The following is an 18,989-nucleotide window of genomic DNA, read 5'->3' as shown; positions in this document are numbered from 1 at the left end:
ATTTAAAGTAAATTAAGTATATATTGTACTATTTATGTAATTCATATAAAAATATTGAATAATATGGTATATACTATCATGTTTTAAGCTATAATTCAACATTTTTATTTAATCAAATTGTATAAAATATATTTTTCAACATTTTTCTTTTGCATTTTAATTCAAATTTTCACATAAAATAAAGACCATAGTAAGCTTTTAAGCTATGCTATGGTCTTTACCTAATTACGAATGGGCCCTGTCCAAGCTGAAAACTAAAATTCCTTTATTATGCCAAGCAGGTATTTTTTAAGTATTGCATAGTCCAGTGCATCTACCGTACCGCTTGAATCAACATCCGCTGCATCAAAGGCATCACCTGAAAGCTCCCTGACACCTAAGAGATGCATCCTTATGAGTGAAAAATCAAGAGCATCAATGTTCAAATCATTATTTATATCACCTTTTACCGCCGACGGCACAGTTTCCAAGGCTCCGTCAGTCCTGAACGGCGATGCAGGCAGGCCTTCTTTGTTATAAAGATTTCCAATAGGGTTGTTAGCCCATGCATATCTGACAGTAACCGGCTGTGCTACTGAAGGTGACGATACTATTATACTATTGCCCTCAATAGCTGCATTACCCCATACGAAATTCCCATCAGAGCCTGCAATGGCAAATCCCTTGAGCTGTGTAACTTCCTTCACCGGCTCCAAGCCTGATTTTGAGCCTGCCATTAATCCACTGCCTGTATTTTTAAAGTTAATTTTTATTGTGCCGCCTTCTTTTACCATTCCGTTATAAATAGGTCCGGAATATGTAATATCTCTGCCGTAGAATTTCCCCAAAGCACACAGAGCAGCCCTGTATCCCAAATCCTGCTTATTTAGCGGATGTATATCTTCTTCTCCTATATCTATGGTTGTTACAAGACCGACATTTTTATCACCCTGTGCAATGCTTAATTGTCCTTCCCTGATGATATTCCACGGCGCATCCTCAACAGGACTTGTCTGAAGCTTCTGATAACCCGGAAGCCGAATAACAACAAAGGGTGCCTGACTTTGTCCGAATGCAGTGCGCCAATCCGTTATCAAGGTACGAAGCTGCTTTTCATACAAATAATTGAATTGCGTATTAGATTCACCCTGATACCACATAACTCCTTTGATTTTCAACGGAGTCAGCGGTGCTATCATACCATTATAGAACCCATTCGGCGAGGTAGGATTATAAGAGGAATCATTGGCTTCCTTCAAAAATCCTGCGAAAGCATCATTGCTAATCCAGCTTTCAATGAATGAGCCTCCCACGGAGGAATTAATTATCCCTATAGGAACATCAAGCTCTTTTGTTAACTGTTTTGCGAAAAAATAAGCAGCTCCGGATAAATTGCCTACAGTATTGGGACCACATATATACCAGCTGCTTACATAGCCAAAAGTGTCACTTGGAGTTGCAGTACTGCTGTAAGGAGTAGTAAAAAATCTTATGTTAGTATTAGCTGAATTTGCCGCTTCCATATCCCCGTTCAAAACAAAAGGAAGCTGCATAGCCATATTGGATTGCCCCGAGCAAAGCCAGACCTCACCAAAATACACATCCTCTATGGTAACGGTGGATGCTCCTGAAACCCTAATTTTATATGGACCGCCTTTTGAAAAAGGCTTAATAGAAGCCATCCACCTGCCGTCTGAATTTGCTGTTCCTGTTGAAACTGTCCCATCTATCTCAACAGACACCTTTTCTCCGGGACTTGTCCACCCCCAAATTACATTTTCAACATCCCTCTGCAGAACCATATGACTGCAAAATAACGGATGTAAAAATGGTTTTGCTGATGAATCCGCCTTTACCTGATAAACAGGCATTATTCCAAACAAAATAGCTGCAGAAATCAAAAATGAAAAAAACTTAATTTTAAATGATTTCATTTAAATCCTCCCCTTTATTTCATGGTCAAACTTTTATAATAATATGGAAAAATCAGAAGAAGACGTAAAAGCAAGTCCATAATTATATCTATATTTTAACACTATAAGTAAATTTAGTAAAGGAAGTCACCTTTGTATAGGCAACGGATAATTGAAAAAATAAATTTAATATTCAAAAAAGCTTGAGTTAACAGTTCTGTTATGTTAAAATAGTTATTGCTTTGATGTCGAATTAAGAGAAACTAGAATTCTCCATAAATTAAAGGAGGTGTAATATATGGCAAAATGTGAAATTTGCAGTAAGGCAACTGTATTTGGAAATAATCGAAGCCATGCGTTAAATGCTACAAGCCGTACATGGAAACCAAATGTTAGAAAAATAAAGATAATTGATAACGGAACTCCAAAATCAATTAGTATATGCACAAGGTGTCTGCGTTCAAACAAAGTTACCAGAGCTAACTAATCATTTGACTAAAGTCAATTATTATTCAAGCCTTCACGACGATATAATATCGTTTTTTATCCTTTTAAGCTGGTTTTAAAAGCAGTTTGGGTTTTGACTTTATGATTGATAAAATTTAATTTTTTTAAAATAAAAAAGCGTTTTCTTACGCTTTTTTATTTTTCTTTAATTGATACATTAATCATGTTTTTCAGCTTGAATTATCTCCCATACCCCGGTAAGCTTTTACTGCACTAAAAGTCAATTATTATCAGCTAAAAAAGATACGTATAGTCCCGGTAATCTTATCGTACAAAGGCTTGAGCCGTAATTGACATTGTAAAAGTAAAACCCGTTATTTAAGCATATGCCGGTTGTATATCAACAGCTTTATGTATAATGAAATTATAGACAGCAGTTAATCCATCTACAGTTTTTCATCCTATTTTAAAAACCTTTTTGAGTATACCGCCAATAAATTTAGGCATTTTCACAACAACTATTCTCATAATAACCTCCACGCCCTGATTAGGCACAAAAATTTAATAAAGCAACTGGGGCGAACCTCTGCTTCACAGAAGTGTGCTGCTTATTATGCGGCTGCATTTTTTTCTTTCAAGCTGCCTGCATTTCACCGATACCGACGGTGAAACAAATAGTAAGGAAAAAAGTTATGCATTGCTTGCTCGCTCAAAATGTGAAGAGAACGATGAATGCATGAAATATAAGCCTTGCATTTTCAAGCCTTCAGCCACACTCCCCCTAAAATAGCTCCTCACTATTTATCATATTCCTGTTGTTGCCTTTTCGTGATACAAATTCCAAAATCTTTTATTCAGAACAGAAGCTTTTTAAATTTAGCTTCTAAATTGATAAGAAAAGGAATAATATTAAACAGATATTTTCATTTATTTTATATTGCCATGATTATAATATATTTATGGGAGAGCTCGAATGTATTTATTACTGGTTAAAAATTACAAAAAAAATATATATATTATGGCATTAGCCTTTATATTGTTGGTAACAGCGGTAATAATATCGAAAATAGTATTAACCAAAACCGCAGACTATGTTGTTATGGTAAATGAGTATCTGTCTGTTTCATATCCCATGTCTCTTACTATTTCTGATATTTACTCAAAAAATGATGAAACTGTTCCATATATACAAGCCAGTAATGATAGCTATAAAAGTTTTTTGAACTATAAGTGTCCTGAACAAGGAATTGAATTCAGCTATCCCGGAATTTTTGAAATTAATGAATCAAACTTTCCCGGAAGCGAGATTTTATGTCATATTAATTTTAAAAGCAAAGAGAACACATTGAAAAACGGTTTTATTCAGGTTTGGAACCTGCCCTTTTCCCTTGAGGACTTTCTGAAAAAGTCAAAGGAGACAGCAATGGTTAATTTTACGGATTTTAAATCAGAAAAAATCGTTGTGAATAATATTGAAGGCTATCTGTGGGATTATTCATTCAATAGTGATTCAGGAAAATACAAGGCTCTGGAGGCCTTCTTATCAAAAAACTCCAAGTTATACAGAATAAGCTACTTCATTCCTCAAAACGAGTACGGTACTGATGACTATAATATTTTTATGGGTATTGTCAATTCATTAAAAATTACCGGTTGAAATCAAAATCCTTAGCCACCTCTATGCAGTTTCTCCCGTTATCCTTAGCTTTGTATAATGCATTGTCTGCATCCTTAATAATTTCATTAAGATTTTTCGAGGTCTCAGGATAGCTTGCTATTCCAAAGCTTGCTGTAACAGATGCAGATACCAGATTATCTGTTATAACATTATCCGCAATTTTCTGTCTTAAAAATTCAACCTTCTCATATGCCCTTTTTATAGAGGTCCGAGGCAAAATTATGACAAACTCTTCTCCTCCGAATCTGGCTATTGTGTCTGTAGACCTCAAGCTGTTTTTTACAGTTTGGACAACACTCTTTAATACCACATCTCCAAATAAATGGCCATAGGTATCGTTGAATTTTTTAAAGTAGTCTATATCCAATATGACCAAAGTCAATTCATAACCCGATTCCCTTGCCGTATTAAATTCACTTTCCAATTTCTGATGGAAGTATACTCTGTTGAATACACCCGTAAGACCGTCTATAGTTGCCAGAACCTGCATACTTGCATATAATTCGGCATTTTCAATTGCCATACTTACCGACTTGCAGATAGTTGTAACCAGTCTCAAATTTTCCTTGTTAAAAGTATTCTGATTTTTATGTTCAATTAAAAGCAATCCGAATTTTCTGGATTTTGAGCTCAAAGGGATGCATATAAAGGAACCAATAATACGTGCCTTAATAAAATCATATTTATCGGGCACAACATTGTTCTCAAGAATAGGCTTTTCACTTTCCAAGATGTCAACCAGAAACTTGCAATTAATATTGTCACCCAATATAGCAAGGTCCTCTTTATCTTTTATATTTGTAAAATGCACCTTTAACTTATTTTTTTTATGGTCAAAAAGCAGAATTGTAGAATAATTTACACCCATTACACCTATAATCACATCATTTACAAACTTAAGAAGCTCATTAATGTCAAAAATAGAGCCTATTGCCTCACTAATTTGCTGAAGGGTATAAAACTCAGCAATGCTGTTTGTAAGGCGTAAATTTGTATCCTCCAGCTTGTGATTGGATTCCTTCAGCTTATCATACTGAATTTGAATTTCATTCTGAGCGGCTTCAAGCTGTTCGTATTTCTCTCCCAATTCAACAACCAGTCTTTGATTTTCTTTTTCATTCTTATAATTTTGCTCACTGAAGGCTGACGTAATATTAATTAAAGATATCCAAACAATATATACCCATGCCAAGCTCAATAAATGATTTAATAAGCCTGACGAGCTAAGTGTATAACCGTCAATTAAAAAATATGAAATCAGACCTTTTACAATTTTAATCAGAATACTGATTCCCAGTAATGTAAAGCTTAATTTCCTGCCTCTGGACAAGCTTGAAAATATCATAGGAACAATTAGTATACAGTACTCTATATACTGATATGAGCCGATTATAAATATAGAAACAAGTACAACTTCAATTATTCTAAAAGCATCAAATACTTTTTCGGTATATACAAATTTATTGCTGACATACTTCCACCTCACCAAATTATAAATGCTTAATAAAAACATCAAAACAATTACCATTATGTCGGGTGCAAGTATGTTATCGATTTTAAAATCAGGCCCTACCGCCAAGCATACAGATACAGACAGTAATGCTATGAACCCCCAGCAGCATACGCCTAATACCTTTTCGAACTTTTGTATTTTATTCATACATCCTCCACAAACTACATATCGGTTCTCAGACCTTTTTACCCGTTAAACTTGATTACAGTTTAGACTTCTCCCAATAAATTTCTATATCGTCACCGCATTGGATTTTGTCGGTAAAATTTGCAGATTTTCCATTTAGCTTTAGTACAATATTTCCCTTAGGGGCAGATAAATCAAAATTTATATAACTAAAAATATCCACAAAAATATATGCCTTGTATTCCTTGAGAACAATTCTCTCTCCATTAACAATAACGTAGCTCTCCCTGTCCGAGTTCCCGACGCCCTGCTTATCATTCTCAATGCTGCCGATGGTACTTGAATCATCAATATTGGCAGCTTCAGCATTTATTTTTTCGTTATGCTTTCCGGAGCTGCTTTCCATATCGGCAAATACATGATGATATTCTATATAGTCACCATTTTGCAGTATATAGTCAAAGCCTCCTTCTTCTCCATTAACCAAAAGCTCCCTGCCATCTAAATTAATCTCAAAGTCCTGTACTAAGTTTCCTAGTGTAACAGTCTCATAGATATTCAACTTATCATTTTCCTTAATATCAGTATACAGATCACAGGCCTCGCCATTTATCTCAGCTTTGGGTACAAGTGATAAAGCATCACCATTTAAGCTTATTATAATTCCCTCAGGATTCTCAACGAAATCCATAACGCATCGACTGGCATTCTTTCCGTTATTAGCCCGATGAACGATAATGACATCCCCGTTTTTTATTTGAGTATCTATACTGGCTGTACTGTCATTCACATAAATTTCAGAAGCCACGCCGTAATCACCCTTCAAAAACATTTGCTTACCGTTAAGACTAAATTTCAAGGACTTGCCTGTCCTTGCTATCAGCATATCCGGATTATATCCCACTAAAATCAAGGCATCCGCAACACTCAGCCTTTTAGAGTTTAAAAGCTTTACCTTTTCACCATTCAATGTTACCGATAAAAAATCCTGTCCCTGCTGGATATAGGCCATCATTGCAATACCAAGGGGGGTAATTGCTTCAGGCCCTGATAACTTTTTAAGCTTGGTCTTTATGTTATGTATTACATCCCTTCCTCTTACTGCAACTCTATCCTCATGAATGCCCAAGCCGTCAGCAATTTTGCTTGTCAATCCGGGTATCTGACTCCCACCGCCAATCAAAAATACTGCATTCGGAGCTTTTTTATTAAATTCAAGAATTTTTTCCGCTATGCTGTCAGCCAATAGAGCAATTGTTGAATCAAGCATTCCCAAAGCTTCCTGATTTGAAATTTCATTATTTTTCCCAAGAATATCTTTAAATTTAATTGTTTCCGTCCCCGAGGATATATCTATTTTTATCTTTTCCGCAGTATTAAAATCCACTAAAAAACTATGCGCAATTTTTTCAGTAATTTCATCACCGGCAATAGGTACCATTCCATAAGCCACAACCGACCCTGACTGTGTAACTGCTATATCCGATGTTCCTGCTCCGATATCAACCAATACCAAATTAAGCAAACGAAGTTCTTTCGGAATAGTGACGCTTATAGCCGCAATAGGCTCCAGAGTGAGACTGTGTACCTTGAGTCCCACCTTATCCATGACAGTATACAGGCTGTCAACAACAACACGAGGCAGAAAAGTAGCCAGCACCTCTACTCCCATCTTTTTGCCCTTGTGTCCCAGCAAAGACGATATAACATACCCATTAAGGAAGTAATTTACAACACTGTACCCAACACAATAAAAAACTGTCTTTTCATCGTCCAATTCATCATCAAGCTTGACCTGAGCACTTTGAACAGCATCTACTTCCATACCGCCGACTATCTCTTCACTTATTTCGCTGTCAGCATCAATATCATATTCAAGTTTCACCTGGCTGGTTTTTAATACTCTTCCTGCCGCTGCTATAGCAACCTTCGACAAGGTAATGCCAAGTGACTTCTCCAGCTTGCCTCTTACCTCACTTATTACTTCCGCAACTTTAACAATATCATGAATCTGTCCATCAAGCATAGCTCTGCTCTTATGCTCAACAATTTCTGCCGCAACAACCTTAAAGCATTCCTTTTCATAATAACCAACTATGCCAACTACAGATCTTGTACCTATGTCGAGAGAAAAAATCAAATCTTCAATGTCATAGCTTGCTTTTTTCTCTTTTTTTGCCTTGCTTACTTTGTTTTCGTGGTTTTGTTTTTCCATATTTTTCTTCATATTTGATATCGTCTGTTTGTTTGTCATATTAACCCCCACGCCCACTTTTGGCACAAAAAATTTGGTGCTGCACTCGTGTTCGCTCAAAAAAACACTATGCTTGCGCAAGTTTTGCTTTTGAGTCTTTTTAAGCCAACCTCCATTCCCAATATCGCCTTTTTACAGTTAACTCCGCCCTGACACCGAATTTGCGTTAGCTCCGTAATAATAAAGCTCGTCCCGATATTTTAATCGTGCGAAGACTGTTATCGCTTTAGTAATTGACTTTAGTAGTGTAATAATCACAATATTGCCTTATTCCGCAATTTTCACATTCGGGTTTTCTAGCTTTACACACCATTCTACCGTGAGATACTAACATATGACAGAAATCTGCCCATCTTTTCTTGGGCACTATTTTCTGAAGATCGTATTCAATCTTTTCGGGATTTTCATTTTTTGTTAATCCAATTCGATTAGACAGCCTCTTGGCATGTGTGTCTACAATTATTCCCGGAATACCATACACCTCATAAAGCACAAGATTAGCTGTCTTACGTCCTACACCGGGAAGAGCAGTAAGCTCTTCCATATTTGCCGGTATCTTTTCGTTATATTTATCTACAAGTATTCTGCAGCATTCTTTTATATTTTTAGCTTTGTTTCTATAAAACCCGGTCGGCTTAATATCCTGTTCCAGCTCACTAATATCTGCAGCAGCAAAGTCTTCCGCACTTTTGTATTTAGCATACAAAGCCTTTGCGACTATATTTACCCTTGCATCTGTACACTGAGCAGCCAATTGCGTTGAAATAAGCAGCTGCAAAGGGCTGCTGTAATCAAGCGTACACTCTGCATGAGGATATAACCCATCAAAAATCTGTAATATTTGAGTAACCTTATCTTTTTTATTCATTGACAGTTAATACACCTTTATTTTTCCTTTCAACAGCTGATTCATACAGCTCAAGATACGCCTTTGTGGGCTTCTTCCATGAAAAATCACTGTTCAGTGCCCTTAATATAAGCTTTTGCCATATCTCAGGCTTATTTTTATATACATTGACAGCTCTTTGAATTGTTTTATCAAATTCACTGACAGAAAATTCATCAAAAGAAAACCCATTTCCCTCTGAATTGTTTTCATCATAATCTATAATAGTCTCAGCCAAACCTCCGGTCGCCCGCACTACAGGTATAGTTCCATACCTGAGACTGATAATCTGTCCCAAACCGCAAGGCTCAAATCTGGATGGCATTAAAAACATATCACAGGCAGCGTATATTTTTTTTGCCAAAGCAGCATTAAATTCAAAAAATGCCGCCACATTAAGGGGATATTTCTTTTGCAGCTCTGAAAATGCATTATGATAACATTCATCTCCCAGTCCTAAAACAATCAATTGAACATTTTCCTTAATAATCAGGTCATCAATACATCCTAATAAAAGCTCAAGTCCTTTTTGCCCTGTAAGCCTTGTTACTATTCCCATAAGCGGAGCTTGACTTCTGTGCAGATTCAGCTCATCCTGAATAGCCTGCTTATTAAGTTTCTTCAGCTCAGCATTACCTTTATCAAAATTTGCAAACAGACATTTATCCTTGCCCGGATTAAATTCCTCATATGAAATGCCGTTTACTATACCGAAAAGATCCTCTTTTCTGCTGTTTAAAACGCCTTCCATTTTTTCGCCGTATTCTTCTGTTAATATTTCTTCAGCATACTTTTTACTTACGGTACTAATTATATCAGAATATACAAGCCCGCATTTCATAAAACTGAACATTCCATAAAACTCTGCCTTTTCAGGAACAAAATACCCCTCTTTTAAATTCAGATATCTTGTAACATCTGCGCTGAAATTGCCTTGGTATTCCAAATTATGAACTGTATATATCGTTGAAATATCCTTATAAAAGTCATTCATTTGGTATTTTTCTTTGAGCAGCAAGCAAATAGGCCCTGTATGCCAATCATTGCAATGAATGATATCCGGTTTAAAGCCGATAGCCGGCAACATCTCAAGTGCCGCTTTACACAATAGTATGAACCTTTGGGCATCATCAAAATAGCAATAGATACCCTTCCTGTTAAAATAATTATGATTTTCTATAAAGTAAATCGGTACTTCCCTGTTATCCTCGTCAAAAATATTGCTTTCTTTTATTACGCAGGTTTCCGTTCTATGTCCTATTTCTACAGGAATATCTGCAACATATTTGGCATTTGTACTGATAACCCCATATCTTGGCATTACAATTCTTACATCATGACCCAGCACAGACAGCTCCTTAGGCAGTGAACCTGCCACATCAGCTAATCCTCCGGTTTTGGCAAATGGGTCAACCTCAGCTGAAACAAAAAGCACTTTAAGTTGTTTTTTATTTGATTTCACTATTTTACCTCCAAGGTGTATTTAAGTATTAACCAGTTCCCTTATCATTTTTATAAACACATCAGAAACCTTCGGATCAAATTGGATACCTTTGCATCTTTCTATTTCATTTACAGCCACTTCCATGGTCATACCCTTGCGATACGTCCTGTTGCTGGTCATGGCATCAAACGCATCCGCCACACACAATATCCTGCCTAACAGGCTTATTTCTTCACCCTTGAGACTATTAGGATAACCAGAGCCGTTATACTTTTCATGATGCTCCAGTATAGCTCTCAATCCATTGTTCAAAAACTCTACATTCTTTAGTATATTATATGATATCTGAGGATGCTTCTTTATTTCTTCATATTCCTGTTCCGTAAGCTTGTCTGTTTTATTCAGAATTCTGGCGGATATACCAATCTTCCCAATATCATGCAATACAGCTGCATATTTTAAATCCTGAATTGAATCTTCATCAAGATTCATGTTGGCAGCTATTTCACAGGAAATTTCCATAACTCTCTGGCAATGTCCGCTTGTATACGCATCCTTTGCTTCAATTGCATTTACAAGCGACATTACAGTCTGAATATATCCGGTATTGAGACTTTCCGAATATTTCAGCAACTCCTCATTTTTAAGCTTCAGCTCTTCCTTGGCTTTGTTGAGATTTTCCAAATTATAATTCAAATCGTCATTCACAGCAGCCGTTTCTTCATACAAAGCCTCAATCTCCTGTTTCTGCGCCCAAACATCATTAAACAGCTCAGCCTTGTTAATAGCAACGGCAGCATAGTTTGACAGGCTTTTGAGGAATGGCAAATTAATACCATTAAAAGTATTCTTCATAGCTGTTTCTAAAAATATAACTCCCAGCTGTTCATTTGAAATGCTCAGGGGAATTGCAACCTTATCCCCGTATATACCCCTTTTATTTATAAAAATACTGTAATTAGCCACTACCGAATTTGTGTTAAAGCATTTTGTAATAACCGAATCATCGTCAAAGAACTTGCCAACCTCACCAAATAAAATATCCCCGAACTCATATTTACAATAAATATCCTGTGTCTTGATATCCTTGAAGCAAATTAAGCACCTGTCACAATTCGTAAATCTCTTGTAAATATCAAAAATATATTCAACGATATTGTCTACATCCATAATAGAATTAAACTTTTCAGATGTTATTCTTAATATCTCCAGTTCATCCTGCTTCTGACTTAATAAAGCATAAGCATTCAAAGCGTTTTTCTTTGCATATAAAAAACGCGTATTTTCCAAAACCTTTATGGCTTTAGTCCTGATAATCCTCTTTAATCTGTCTTTTCTTTTTGCTTCTGATTTCACTATTGAAACAATTTCAAAAATATTAAAGCCAAAAAGAATCAAACCTACTATCAGGCTAATTATTAATAAAATCATATAATGTTTAGTGTATCCGTAAACAAGCAATGGTATAGTTATAATCAAAGCAATACATTTTATAATATAAATGTAATACTTACTAAATTTCATACCTTCCTCCATTAGTAAATTTTTAAAAGCAATGCATACTCACACCTTTAATTTTAAAGTTTTTTTGTTACATTAGCAACATAAAATGTATATTTTTGTGAAATAAATTTATTTTATAAAATAAAAAAGGGCACAAACATAGTATATGCTGTACCCTGATTATTAAAAATTCTTTCGTTATTTCGTTTCACCCAATGTAACCTTTAAGGTCTTTTTACTTCCGTCTCTATAAACTTCTACATTTACAGCATCCCCCGGCTTGAATTTATTCTTTTCCTCTTCAAGCTCATCATATGAGGTAACCGAAACGTCATTAAACTTCGTAATAATATCCAAGGCCTTTATACCCGCCTTCTGCGCAGCTCCAAGTATCTGTACGTCAGCTACGAATACTCCCATAGGCAGATTATTTTCCTTGGCAACCTCCTCAGTATAGCTATTATCTACGGTTATTCCTAAATATGGCTTAGAGATATAAGTGTTCTTGATCAACTCATCGGCAATATCTTTTGCATCATTAACAGGGATAGCAAATCCCAGTCCCTCAAAGCCGGTAGCAACCATCTTTATCGTGTTTACGCCTATCAGCTGCCCCTTAATATTTACAAGCGCACCTCCGCTGTTTCCCGGATTGATAGCAGCATCAGTCTGAACAAGTCTTATTTTTTTGCCTCCGTCAAGCTGGACAGTCCTATTCAAGCCGCTTATAACACCTGTTGTCAAGGAACCCATATATTCAAGCCCCCCCGGATTGCCGAAGGCTATTGCAGGCTCCCCCACCTTAAGGTTATCCGAGTTTCCGAATTCTATCGCCTGAAGGTTATTTTCACTTATTTTTAAAACAGCCAAGTCAGTTTTCGAGTCATATCCCTTTATTGATGCAACATACGGCTTATCTATTTTATTAGGCAGATACACCTGTATTTTTGAGCCGGTCTTTATGTCTCTGGTCTTATCATTTAAAGCATTTTCCACAACATGATGGTTTGTCAGTATATAACCGTCTGAGCTTATTATTATCCCTGAGCCTTCACCGTAATCAGATTCTGAGCCAAATAATTCATTTGTGCTCTGATATGAAGTCCTGATTCCAACCACTGAAGGGCCTACCTTTTCAGCTACACTTGTTACGGCACTTTCGCCGGTTTGAACTATCTCAACCTTTTTAATCTCACTTACACCCGACTTTGATTCACTGCTTCCATTTGAGCTCTGAGAGCCTACTCCCAGAAAATCCTTAAGCCTTGGCTGTGCTACCGGCGCAACAACGAGAAGCATTACAGATATAATTGCTCCTCCCACTATAGCACTGATTAATGAAACCAATACATACTTCCAGACATCTGATTTCTTATTGCTGGTTTTCTTGTATTTTTCCTTATAATAGCTGCTCATATTATTAGATCCATAGCCATTATTTATATTTTGCGCCTGCCATGGATTTTGAGTCTGACAGCTTTCCTTCTGATTATATCCTAATCCTGAAAGGCCTTCATAATTGTCCTCTGCCGGATTCAAACCGCCGCCTGAATTATTACTTTCGTGGAAATCAGAAGTTCCAGATATGTTATTTACAGCCTCTGCATCAACGTCAGCCCGAGCACTGTCCTTTGCTTCTTGAATACCGCCGGTATCAGAAGCAACAGCTCCTGTATTATGGGCTTTATCGGTATTTTCAATAATAGCCTTCGTACCCTGTTCATTACCTGTGTCAGGAATAACAGCCTCTGTTTCCTTGTCACCGGAGCTCTGTGCCATTTCATTCCCGTTTGCCTGATTCCGGTAATCGCTGTCACCATATCCGTATTTGTCACTTAAATTATCGTTATTTTGATTAACGTTTCCGTTATCATTATTTTCATCAATCATATTAACCTCCACGCCCAATCGGGGCACAAAAATTTGGTAAAGCACCGTGGCGGTACGCTATTTATTTTGCAACCGCATTTTGTTTCTTTCAAGCTAACCTCCGCGCCGATTCCTGCATATAAATTGTACATCAGTTATTAAACAATTTTAATAAAACTTCTTTAAAAAATTATGAACAAAGTGTTAATCTTCGAAGCTATTCTTGAAATAGTCAAGCGTAAATGTAAATTTAGTTCCTTCCCCAACCTTGCTTTCTACCCAAATATCCTGATTGTGTTCATTAATAATATTTTTTACAATAGCAAGTCCCAATCCTGTTCCGGTCTTATCCTTCCCGCGAGATTTATCCGTTTTGTAAAATCTGTCCCAAATACGTTTAATGTCCTCTTCACTAATTCCAATTCCTGTATCCTGAACTGATATTAAGACCTTTTCTTTATTCTTTACAGTTTCTAAAATAATTTTCCCGTTTTCATTAGAAAATTTTACCGCATTATGCAAGAGATTTATTATTACTCTTTCAATTGAATCCTTGTCTGCTGTCACAAAAAGATTATCAATGGCAAAATTTGCTTCTATTTCGAGATTCTTAGACGTTATCAGCGTTTCAAGCTTTATTACGCATATTCGGATAAGTTCATTTATATTAAATTGCTTTATATTGAGATTCATTTCTCCGGCCTCCATTTTTGCCAAATCCAGAAGGTCGCTGACAAGCCTGCTGAGTCGGATTGCCTCATCCTTTACAATAAATAAATAATTCCTTTGCCTATCAGGAGGAATGGTTCCATCAAGTATTCCCTCAACAAAGCCTCTTATTGAGGTCATCGGCGTTCTGAGCTCATGAGAAACATTGGCAATAAAGCCTCTTCTCATTTCCTCCAGCTCCTGCAAATCATCCAGCATATGATTGAAGCTGTCTGCCAATTGTCCAATTTCGTCCTTGGAGTTAACTACAAGCCTGTTGCTAAATTCTCCGCCTGCAATTTTCTTTGCCGCCTGATTAATTTGTTTTAAAGGCCTTGTAAACTTTACAGAAAACACATACACCAATAAAATTGCTATTAATATTGCCAACCCGCCCGAAATCATGAAAAGCCTGAATACCGAAAACTGCAGTCTCTGAACCTCAGGCACAGGAGTATGCAAATAAACAGCAGCTATAGTTATCTGCTTGCCGCTGCTGGGTATTACCTTAATAGGCATTTGAACAGTTACCCAAGAACTGCCGTCATTTTTAAAGGCATCATCTGCAAAAAAGCCGAAAAAATCCCCTGTCTTTACCAAGGTTTCATTTCCGCCGTCCATAACATCCGCATATTGCCTGACATCCGGTAATTTTGCAAGCTTGCTGTCATCTATATATTTAGAGGTAAGACTCTCCGGCATACTTGGCTCGCTATATACAATATGGCCTTTATTGTCTACTATCCAAATCATTGAATTGCTTAATACACTTGATTGATTAAGGAAGTTCTGAAACCATTTCAATGATGTGCCGTCCATATTTCCGTACAGTACAGTAAACGTTTCTTTTATAACTTCAGCATTTCTTTTTAATGTTGATACCTTTTGGGTGGTCCCGTAGTCATTTAAAAAATAGTACAGAAATCCCCCTGTAATTATATAGCTGAGCACAAGCAGTGAAATAAATACAGTTACCAGCTTTTTAAATATTGTGTTTTTCAGCCTAAACTTCATTTTTTATCCACGTCCATCATCATATTTAATTTTAGTCTAAAAGCAAAGCTGCCTCTTAACCTCTCACTTCAAACTTATATCCCACACCCCATACAGTTTTAAGCTGCCAGGTCTGTCCGTCAAGATCAATTTTTTCCCTTACTCTTTTTACGTGAACGTCAACCGTTCTTGAATCCCCATAAAAATCAAAGCCCCAGACATGTTCCAAAAGCTGCTCTCTGGTAAATACCTTATTGGGATTTGATGCCAAAAAGAATAAAAGCTCGAGTTCCTTAGGAGGCATCTCAATCAAATTGCCCTTTAGTCTTATTGTATAATTGCTCTTATTTATTATGAGGTTCGGAAACGCAACCTCCTGAGTGTCCACTTCCTTATGCTCATATCTTCTTAGAACAGCCTTGATCCTAGCTACAAGCTCTTTGGGCTCAAAGGGCTTGACCATATAATCATCGGCACCCAATTCTAATCCAAGCACCTTATCAAAGGTCTCACCCTTTGCCGTAAGCATTATGATAGGAATCGAGCTGACCTTTCGAATTTCTCTGCACACCTGCCATCCGTCAATCCCCGGAAGCATTATGTCCAACACCACAAGACTGGGTGTCTGCGCTTTAAAAATATCTACGGCATTAATTCCATTGTATGCAAATATTACATCATAGCCTTCTTTTTGAAGGTATAATCCTATTAATTCGCAAATATTTCTGTCATCATCAACAATCAGTACCTTGCTTTTGCTATTCAAATCATGTCCCCCTTTTATTTATTTCAGTTCTTTAATATTTTATACCATATTTATATAGCCTTATATTAATTAGGAAACGCTTATCCCTCAACTGCACACAGGCATATTTTATTTAATTATATCAATAGTATATTAAAATGTAATATAAAAATTAAAATGTTAACAAATAATTATTATTATATTACTCAGCTTTCCCGCATAAGAAGTATAACAGTCCCAAGATTTTCCATTAGTGCTCAAGGCTCCGCATCATAAAATATAGGGTAATACAAAAAGCTCCTCCGCTTTTAAACAATAAAACAGAAGAGCTTTGACATATTTTAAAAATATAATTTTATCAAATAAATAAATCAGCTTACTTTCATTTCTAATCTTAATTTGTCTGCTATCATAGCTATAAATTCAGAATTAGTAGGCTTGCCTTTTCCAATATTCACAGTGTATCCAAACAGAGCGTCTATGGCTTCAACCTGACCTCTGCTCCACGCAACTTCGATTGCATGGCGTATAGCTCTTTCTACTCTGCTTGGAGTAGTATTATAATCCTTTGCTATGCTTGGATATAATAATTTAGTTATTGAATTAATTACATCCAAATCCTTTACCACCATCATAATGGCATCCCTCAGATACTGGTAGCCCTTAATATGGGCCGGAACACCTATTTCATGCATAATATTGGTTACTTCAACCTCCAGACTTCTTGAAGTATTATTGATATGGGCCGGTCTCTTCTCAGCAGAAGCACTGGTAGTAAAATACTCATTTTTGTGAGATGAGATTGTTGAAGAAATAGATGTCTGAGGAGCTGTCAAATAAGTATTATTTTTCAGCTGTCTGATTCTGTTTACCAGAACATCCATATCAAATGGCTTTACGATGTAATATTCTGCCCCAAGTGCAAGTGCACGCTGTGTAATTTTGTCCTGTCCTACAGCTGATAATACAATAAATAATGGTTTTTTCTCCATGGTTGACTCGGCAATTTTTTCCAATACACCCAATCCATCAAGATGAGGCATGATTATGTCCAGTATTGCGATGTCCGGAGTATTTTGGAGTATTAAATCAACAGCCTCCAACCCGTCTCTTGCCAGACCTACAACGTCGATATCATTTTGATTTGACAGATACTCACTTAAGATATCCCCGAATTCACGATTGTCGTCTGCAATAAGTACTTGAATTTTATTATTACTCAATGCAATAACCCCCTACTTTTTTATTTTACCAAAATATGTCATGTCTCTATTATATTTTGAACTCGACATAATTACAAGTTTTTTCATTAATTGCCAAAGAAAAAATATTTTAAAAAACAAAATAACTCGTGTATGCCTCTATATTACCATATTTCTCTAATATTATAAAGAAAAAACATTATATTATTGCCCAAAGAGTAATAATATAATGTTATTTTATTAAAATTTCATCCAACTTTCAACTCTTCCGCACTAATATTAGAATTTCCGTCTATATTTTTTATCATCCATTCTATAAATATGCCATACCCTCTTGTTGGATCATTCACCAATACGTGGGTAACGGCTCCAATTAACTTGCCGTTCTGGATTATTGGACTGCCTGACATGCCTTGAACTATTCCGCCTGTTGTATCCAATAATCTCTTATCTGTAATTTTTACTACCATTCCCTTTGGTCCGCTAAATGACTGCCTTGCCACCTTTTCAATATACACATCAAATTCTTCTATGGTATTTCCTTCTATATTTGACAGAATAGTTGCCGGGCCAACCTTTACCTCTCCTCTTATACCTATAGGGTATAACCTGTTTTTTGCTATTTTAATATTACTATTAAATAGCTTTCCATATATTCCAAAATCATCATTTTTAAATATATTCCCCATAGGCAGCTTATTTTCCATAAATATACCTTTTAATTCTCCCGGCGTTCCCTGCACTCCCCGTTTTATAGCAACAATATTTGATTCTAAAACCTCTCCGCTGTTCACAGGCATAAGCAGTCCGGTATCAATGTCTGTTATACCGTGGCCCAACGCTCCGAAGATATTAGACTCCGGATCATAAAAGGTCATAGTACCAATTCCTGCGGTACTGTTTCTCACCCATAATCCTATATGATATTTTTTGTCATTAATTCCTTCAATGGGATTAATCAAAGTGTGCATTACCGCATTTCCTCTTTTGTATTTTAAATCCAATTTCTGTCCCTTAGAGTCATCGATCTGTTTAATCAAATCGTTAATATCCTCTAATTTTTTCCCGTTAATTTCATATATTATATCGCCTATCCTGATTCCGCCCTCTTTTGCCGGAGCAATTCTTTCCCCTGCACAGGACTCAACATCACTTACTCCTATTACCAGTATTCCATTCATGTTTATTTTTACTCCAACTGTATTTCCGCATGCAACCAGCTTTTTACTTGGGATAATATCAACCTGCATAGTTTTAAGAGGAATTACTCCGAATACCTTAAAATCCAGATTTACGGTACCCTTCTTTTGAGTTTTAAAGGCCAGAGGCGACATAAGCTCAAGATAATTCCCATTTGCCTCTATTTCCTTGTCATTCAATTGCAATGCCCCAGTATTATCTGCTTTGATATTTACAAAATAAAAGCTCTGAAAATTATAAACATATTCTTCTCCTTCCAAAAGTGTTAATTTCTTTGGTATAACGGAAAATGCCTGCAAATAACTGAATGAGACTACACAAATACATACAATCAGCAATACAAACAGCTTTTTTTTATTTGATTTTAGATAGTGCATTTATTCACTCTCCCTATGAGGAAAAACCAAATAATAATAGAACCTTAAAAATCAGGTTATATTATTATAAAGGCTATTCCTAAAATAAAAATTTTTTGCTGCTTGCTTTTTTTTACATCTGACATCACTTGCAAAATCCTGCATCTATAGTG

General features: G+C 36.2%; 13 protein-coding genes. 2 read left to right on the top strand and 11 right to left on the bottom strand.

From position 1 onward, the window contains the following. Nucleotides 1-254 precede the first annotated feature (254 nt). A complete protein-coding gene (locus LY28_RS13230; protein WP_110462672.1) occupies nt 255-1,913 on the bottom strand; it encodes a sialate O-acetylesterase in 1,659 nt (552 codons plus the stop codon). Nucleotides 1,914-2,190: 277 nt separating this feature from the next. On the opposite strand from LY28_RS13230, the gene rpmB reads away from it, so the two are divergent. Continuing rightward, a complete protein-coding gene (gene rpmB / locus LY28_RS13225; RefSeq protein ID WP_110462671.1) occupies nt 2,191-2,379 on the top strand; it encodes a 50S ribosomal protein L28 in 189 nt (62 codons plus the stop codon). A 933-nt stretch (nt 2,380-3,312) separates the two neighbouring features. Further along, a complete protein-coding gene (locus LY28_RS13220) occupies nt 3,313-3,996 on the top strand; it encodes a hypothetical protein (RefSeq protein WP_110462670.1) in 684 nt (227 codons plus the stop codon). Here LY28_RS13220 and LY28_RS13215 read toward each other — a convergent pair. The 10 genes from LY28_RS13215 to spoIVB form a co-directional block, all read right to left on the bottom strand. Then, nucleotides 3,986-5,677: a sensor domain-containing diguanylate cyclase gene (locus LY28_RS13215; protein WP_110462669.1), complete on the bottom strand. Its 1,692-nt coding sequence runs from the start codon at nt 5,675-5,677 to the stop codon at nt 3,986-3,988. The genes LY28_RS13220 and LY28_RS13215 overlap by 11 nt on opposite strands. 55 nt (nt 5,678-5,732) lie before the next feature. Beyond that, on the bottom strand, nt 5,733-7,910 hold the full coding sequence (locus tag LY28_RS13210) for a cell division protein FtsA (protein ID WP_242981277.1): 2,178 nt from the start codon (nt 7,908-7,910) through the stop codon (nt 5,733-5,735). Nucleotides 7,911-8,136: 226 nt separating this feature from the next. Then, nucleotides 8,137-8,778 carry an endonuclease III gene (gene nth / locus LY28_RS13205; protein ID WP_110462668.1) on the bottom strand — a complete coding sequence of 214 codons (642 nt, stop codon included), beginning with the start codon at nt 8,776-8,778 and terminating at the stop codon, nt 8,137-8,139. After that, nucleotides 8,771-10,258, bottom strand: coding sequence for a glycogen synthase (locus tag LY28_RS13200; RefSeq protein WP_110462667.1), 1,488 nt, complete (start codon nt 10,256-10,258; stop codon nt 8,771-8,773). The genes nth and LY28_RS13200 overlap by 8 nt, the downstream gene beginning before the upstream one ends. Nucleotides 10,259-10,279: 21 nt before the next feature. Continuing rightward, on the bottom strand, nt 10,280-11,764 hold the full coding sequence (locus tag LY28_RS13195) for an HD domain-containing phosphohydrolase (protein WP_110462666.1): 1,485 nt from the start codon (nt 11,762-11,764) through the stop codon (nt 10,280-10,282). A gap of 177 nt (nt 11,765-11,941) precedes the next feature. Continuing rightward, on the bottom strand, nt 11,942-13,633 hold the full coding sequence (locus tag LY28_RS13190; protein WP_242981275.1) for a S1C family serine protease: 1,692 nt from the start codon (nt 13,631-13,633) through the stop codon (nt 11,942-11,944). Between the two features lie 183 nt (nt 13,634-13,816). Continuing rightward, nucleotides 13,817-15,334, bottom strand: coding sequence for a sensor histidine kinase (locus LY28_RS13185; RefSeq protein WP_207658095.1), 1,518 nt, complete (start codon nt 15,332-15,334; stop codon nt 13,817-13,819). A 55-nt stretch (nt 15,335-15,389) separates the two neighbouring features. Beyond that, nucleotides 15,390-16,079 (bottom strand): response regulator transcription factor, encoded by a 690-nt coding sequence (locus LY28_RS13180; protein WP_110462665.1) that lies wholly within the window; start codon nt 16,077-16,079, stop codon nt 15,390-15,392. 350 nt (nt 16,080-16,429) lie between these two features. Next, nucleotides 16,430-17,281 (bottom strand): sporulation transcription factor Spo0A, encoded by an 852-nt coding sequence (spo0A, locus tag LY28_RS13175; RefSeq protein WP_110462664.1) that lies wholly within the window; start codon nt 17,279-17,281, stop codon nt 16,430-16,432. 227 nt (nt 17,282-17,508) lie between these two features. Beyond that, nucleotides 17,509-18,837 (bottom strand): SpoIVB peptidase, encoded by a 1,329-nt coding sequence (spoIVB, locus tag LY28_RS13170; RefSeq protein ID WP_110462663.1) that lies wholly within the window; start codon nt 18,835-18,837, stop codon nt 17,509-17,511. Nucleotides 18,838-18,989: the final 152 nt, after the last annotated feature.

It is taken from the genome of Ruminiclostridium sufflavum DSM 19573 (assembly GCF_003208175.1).
Classification (GTDB): Bacteria; Bacillota; Clostridia; order Acetivibrionales; family DSM-1351; genus Ruminiclostridium; species Ruminiclostridium sufflavum.
Note: the sequence above shows the minus strand (reverse complement) of the source record. Positions and strands in the feature narration are given on the sequence as shown.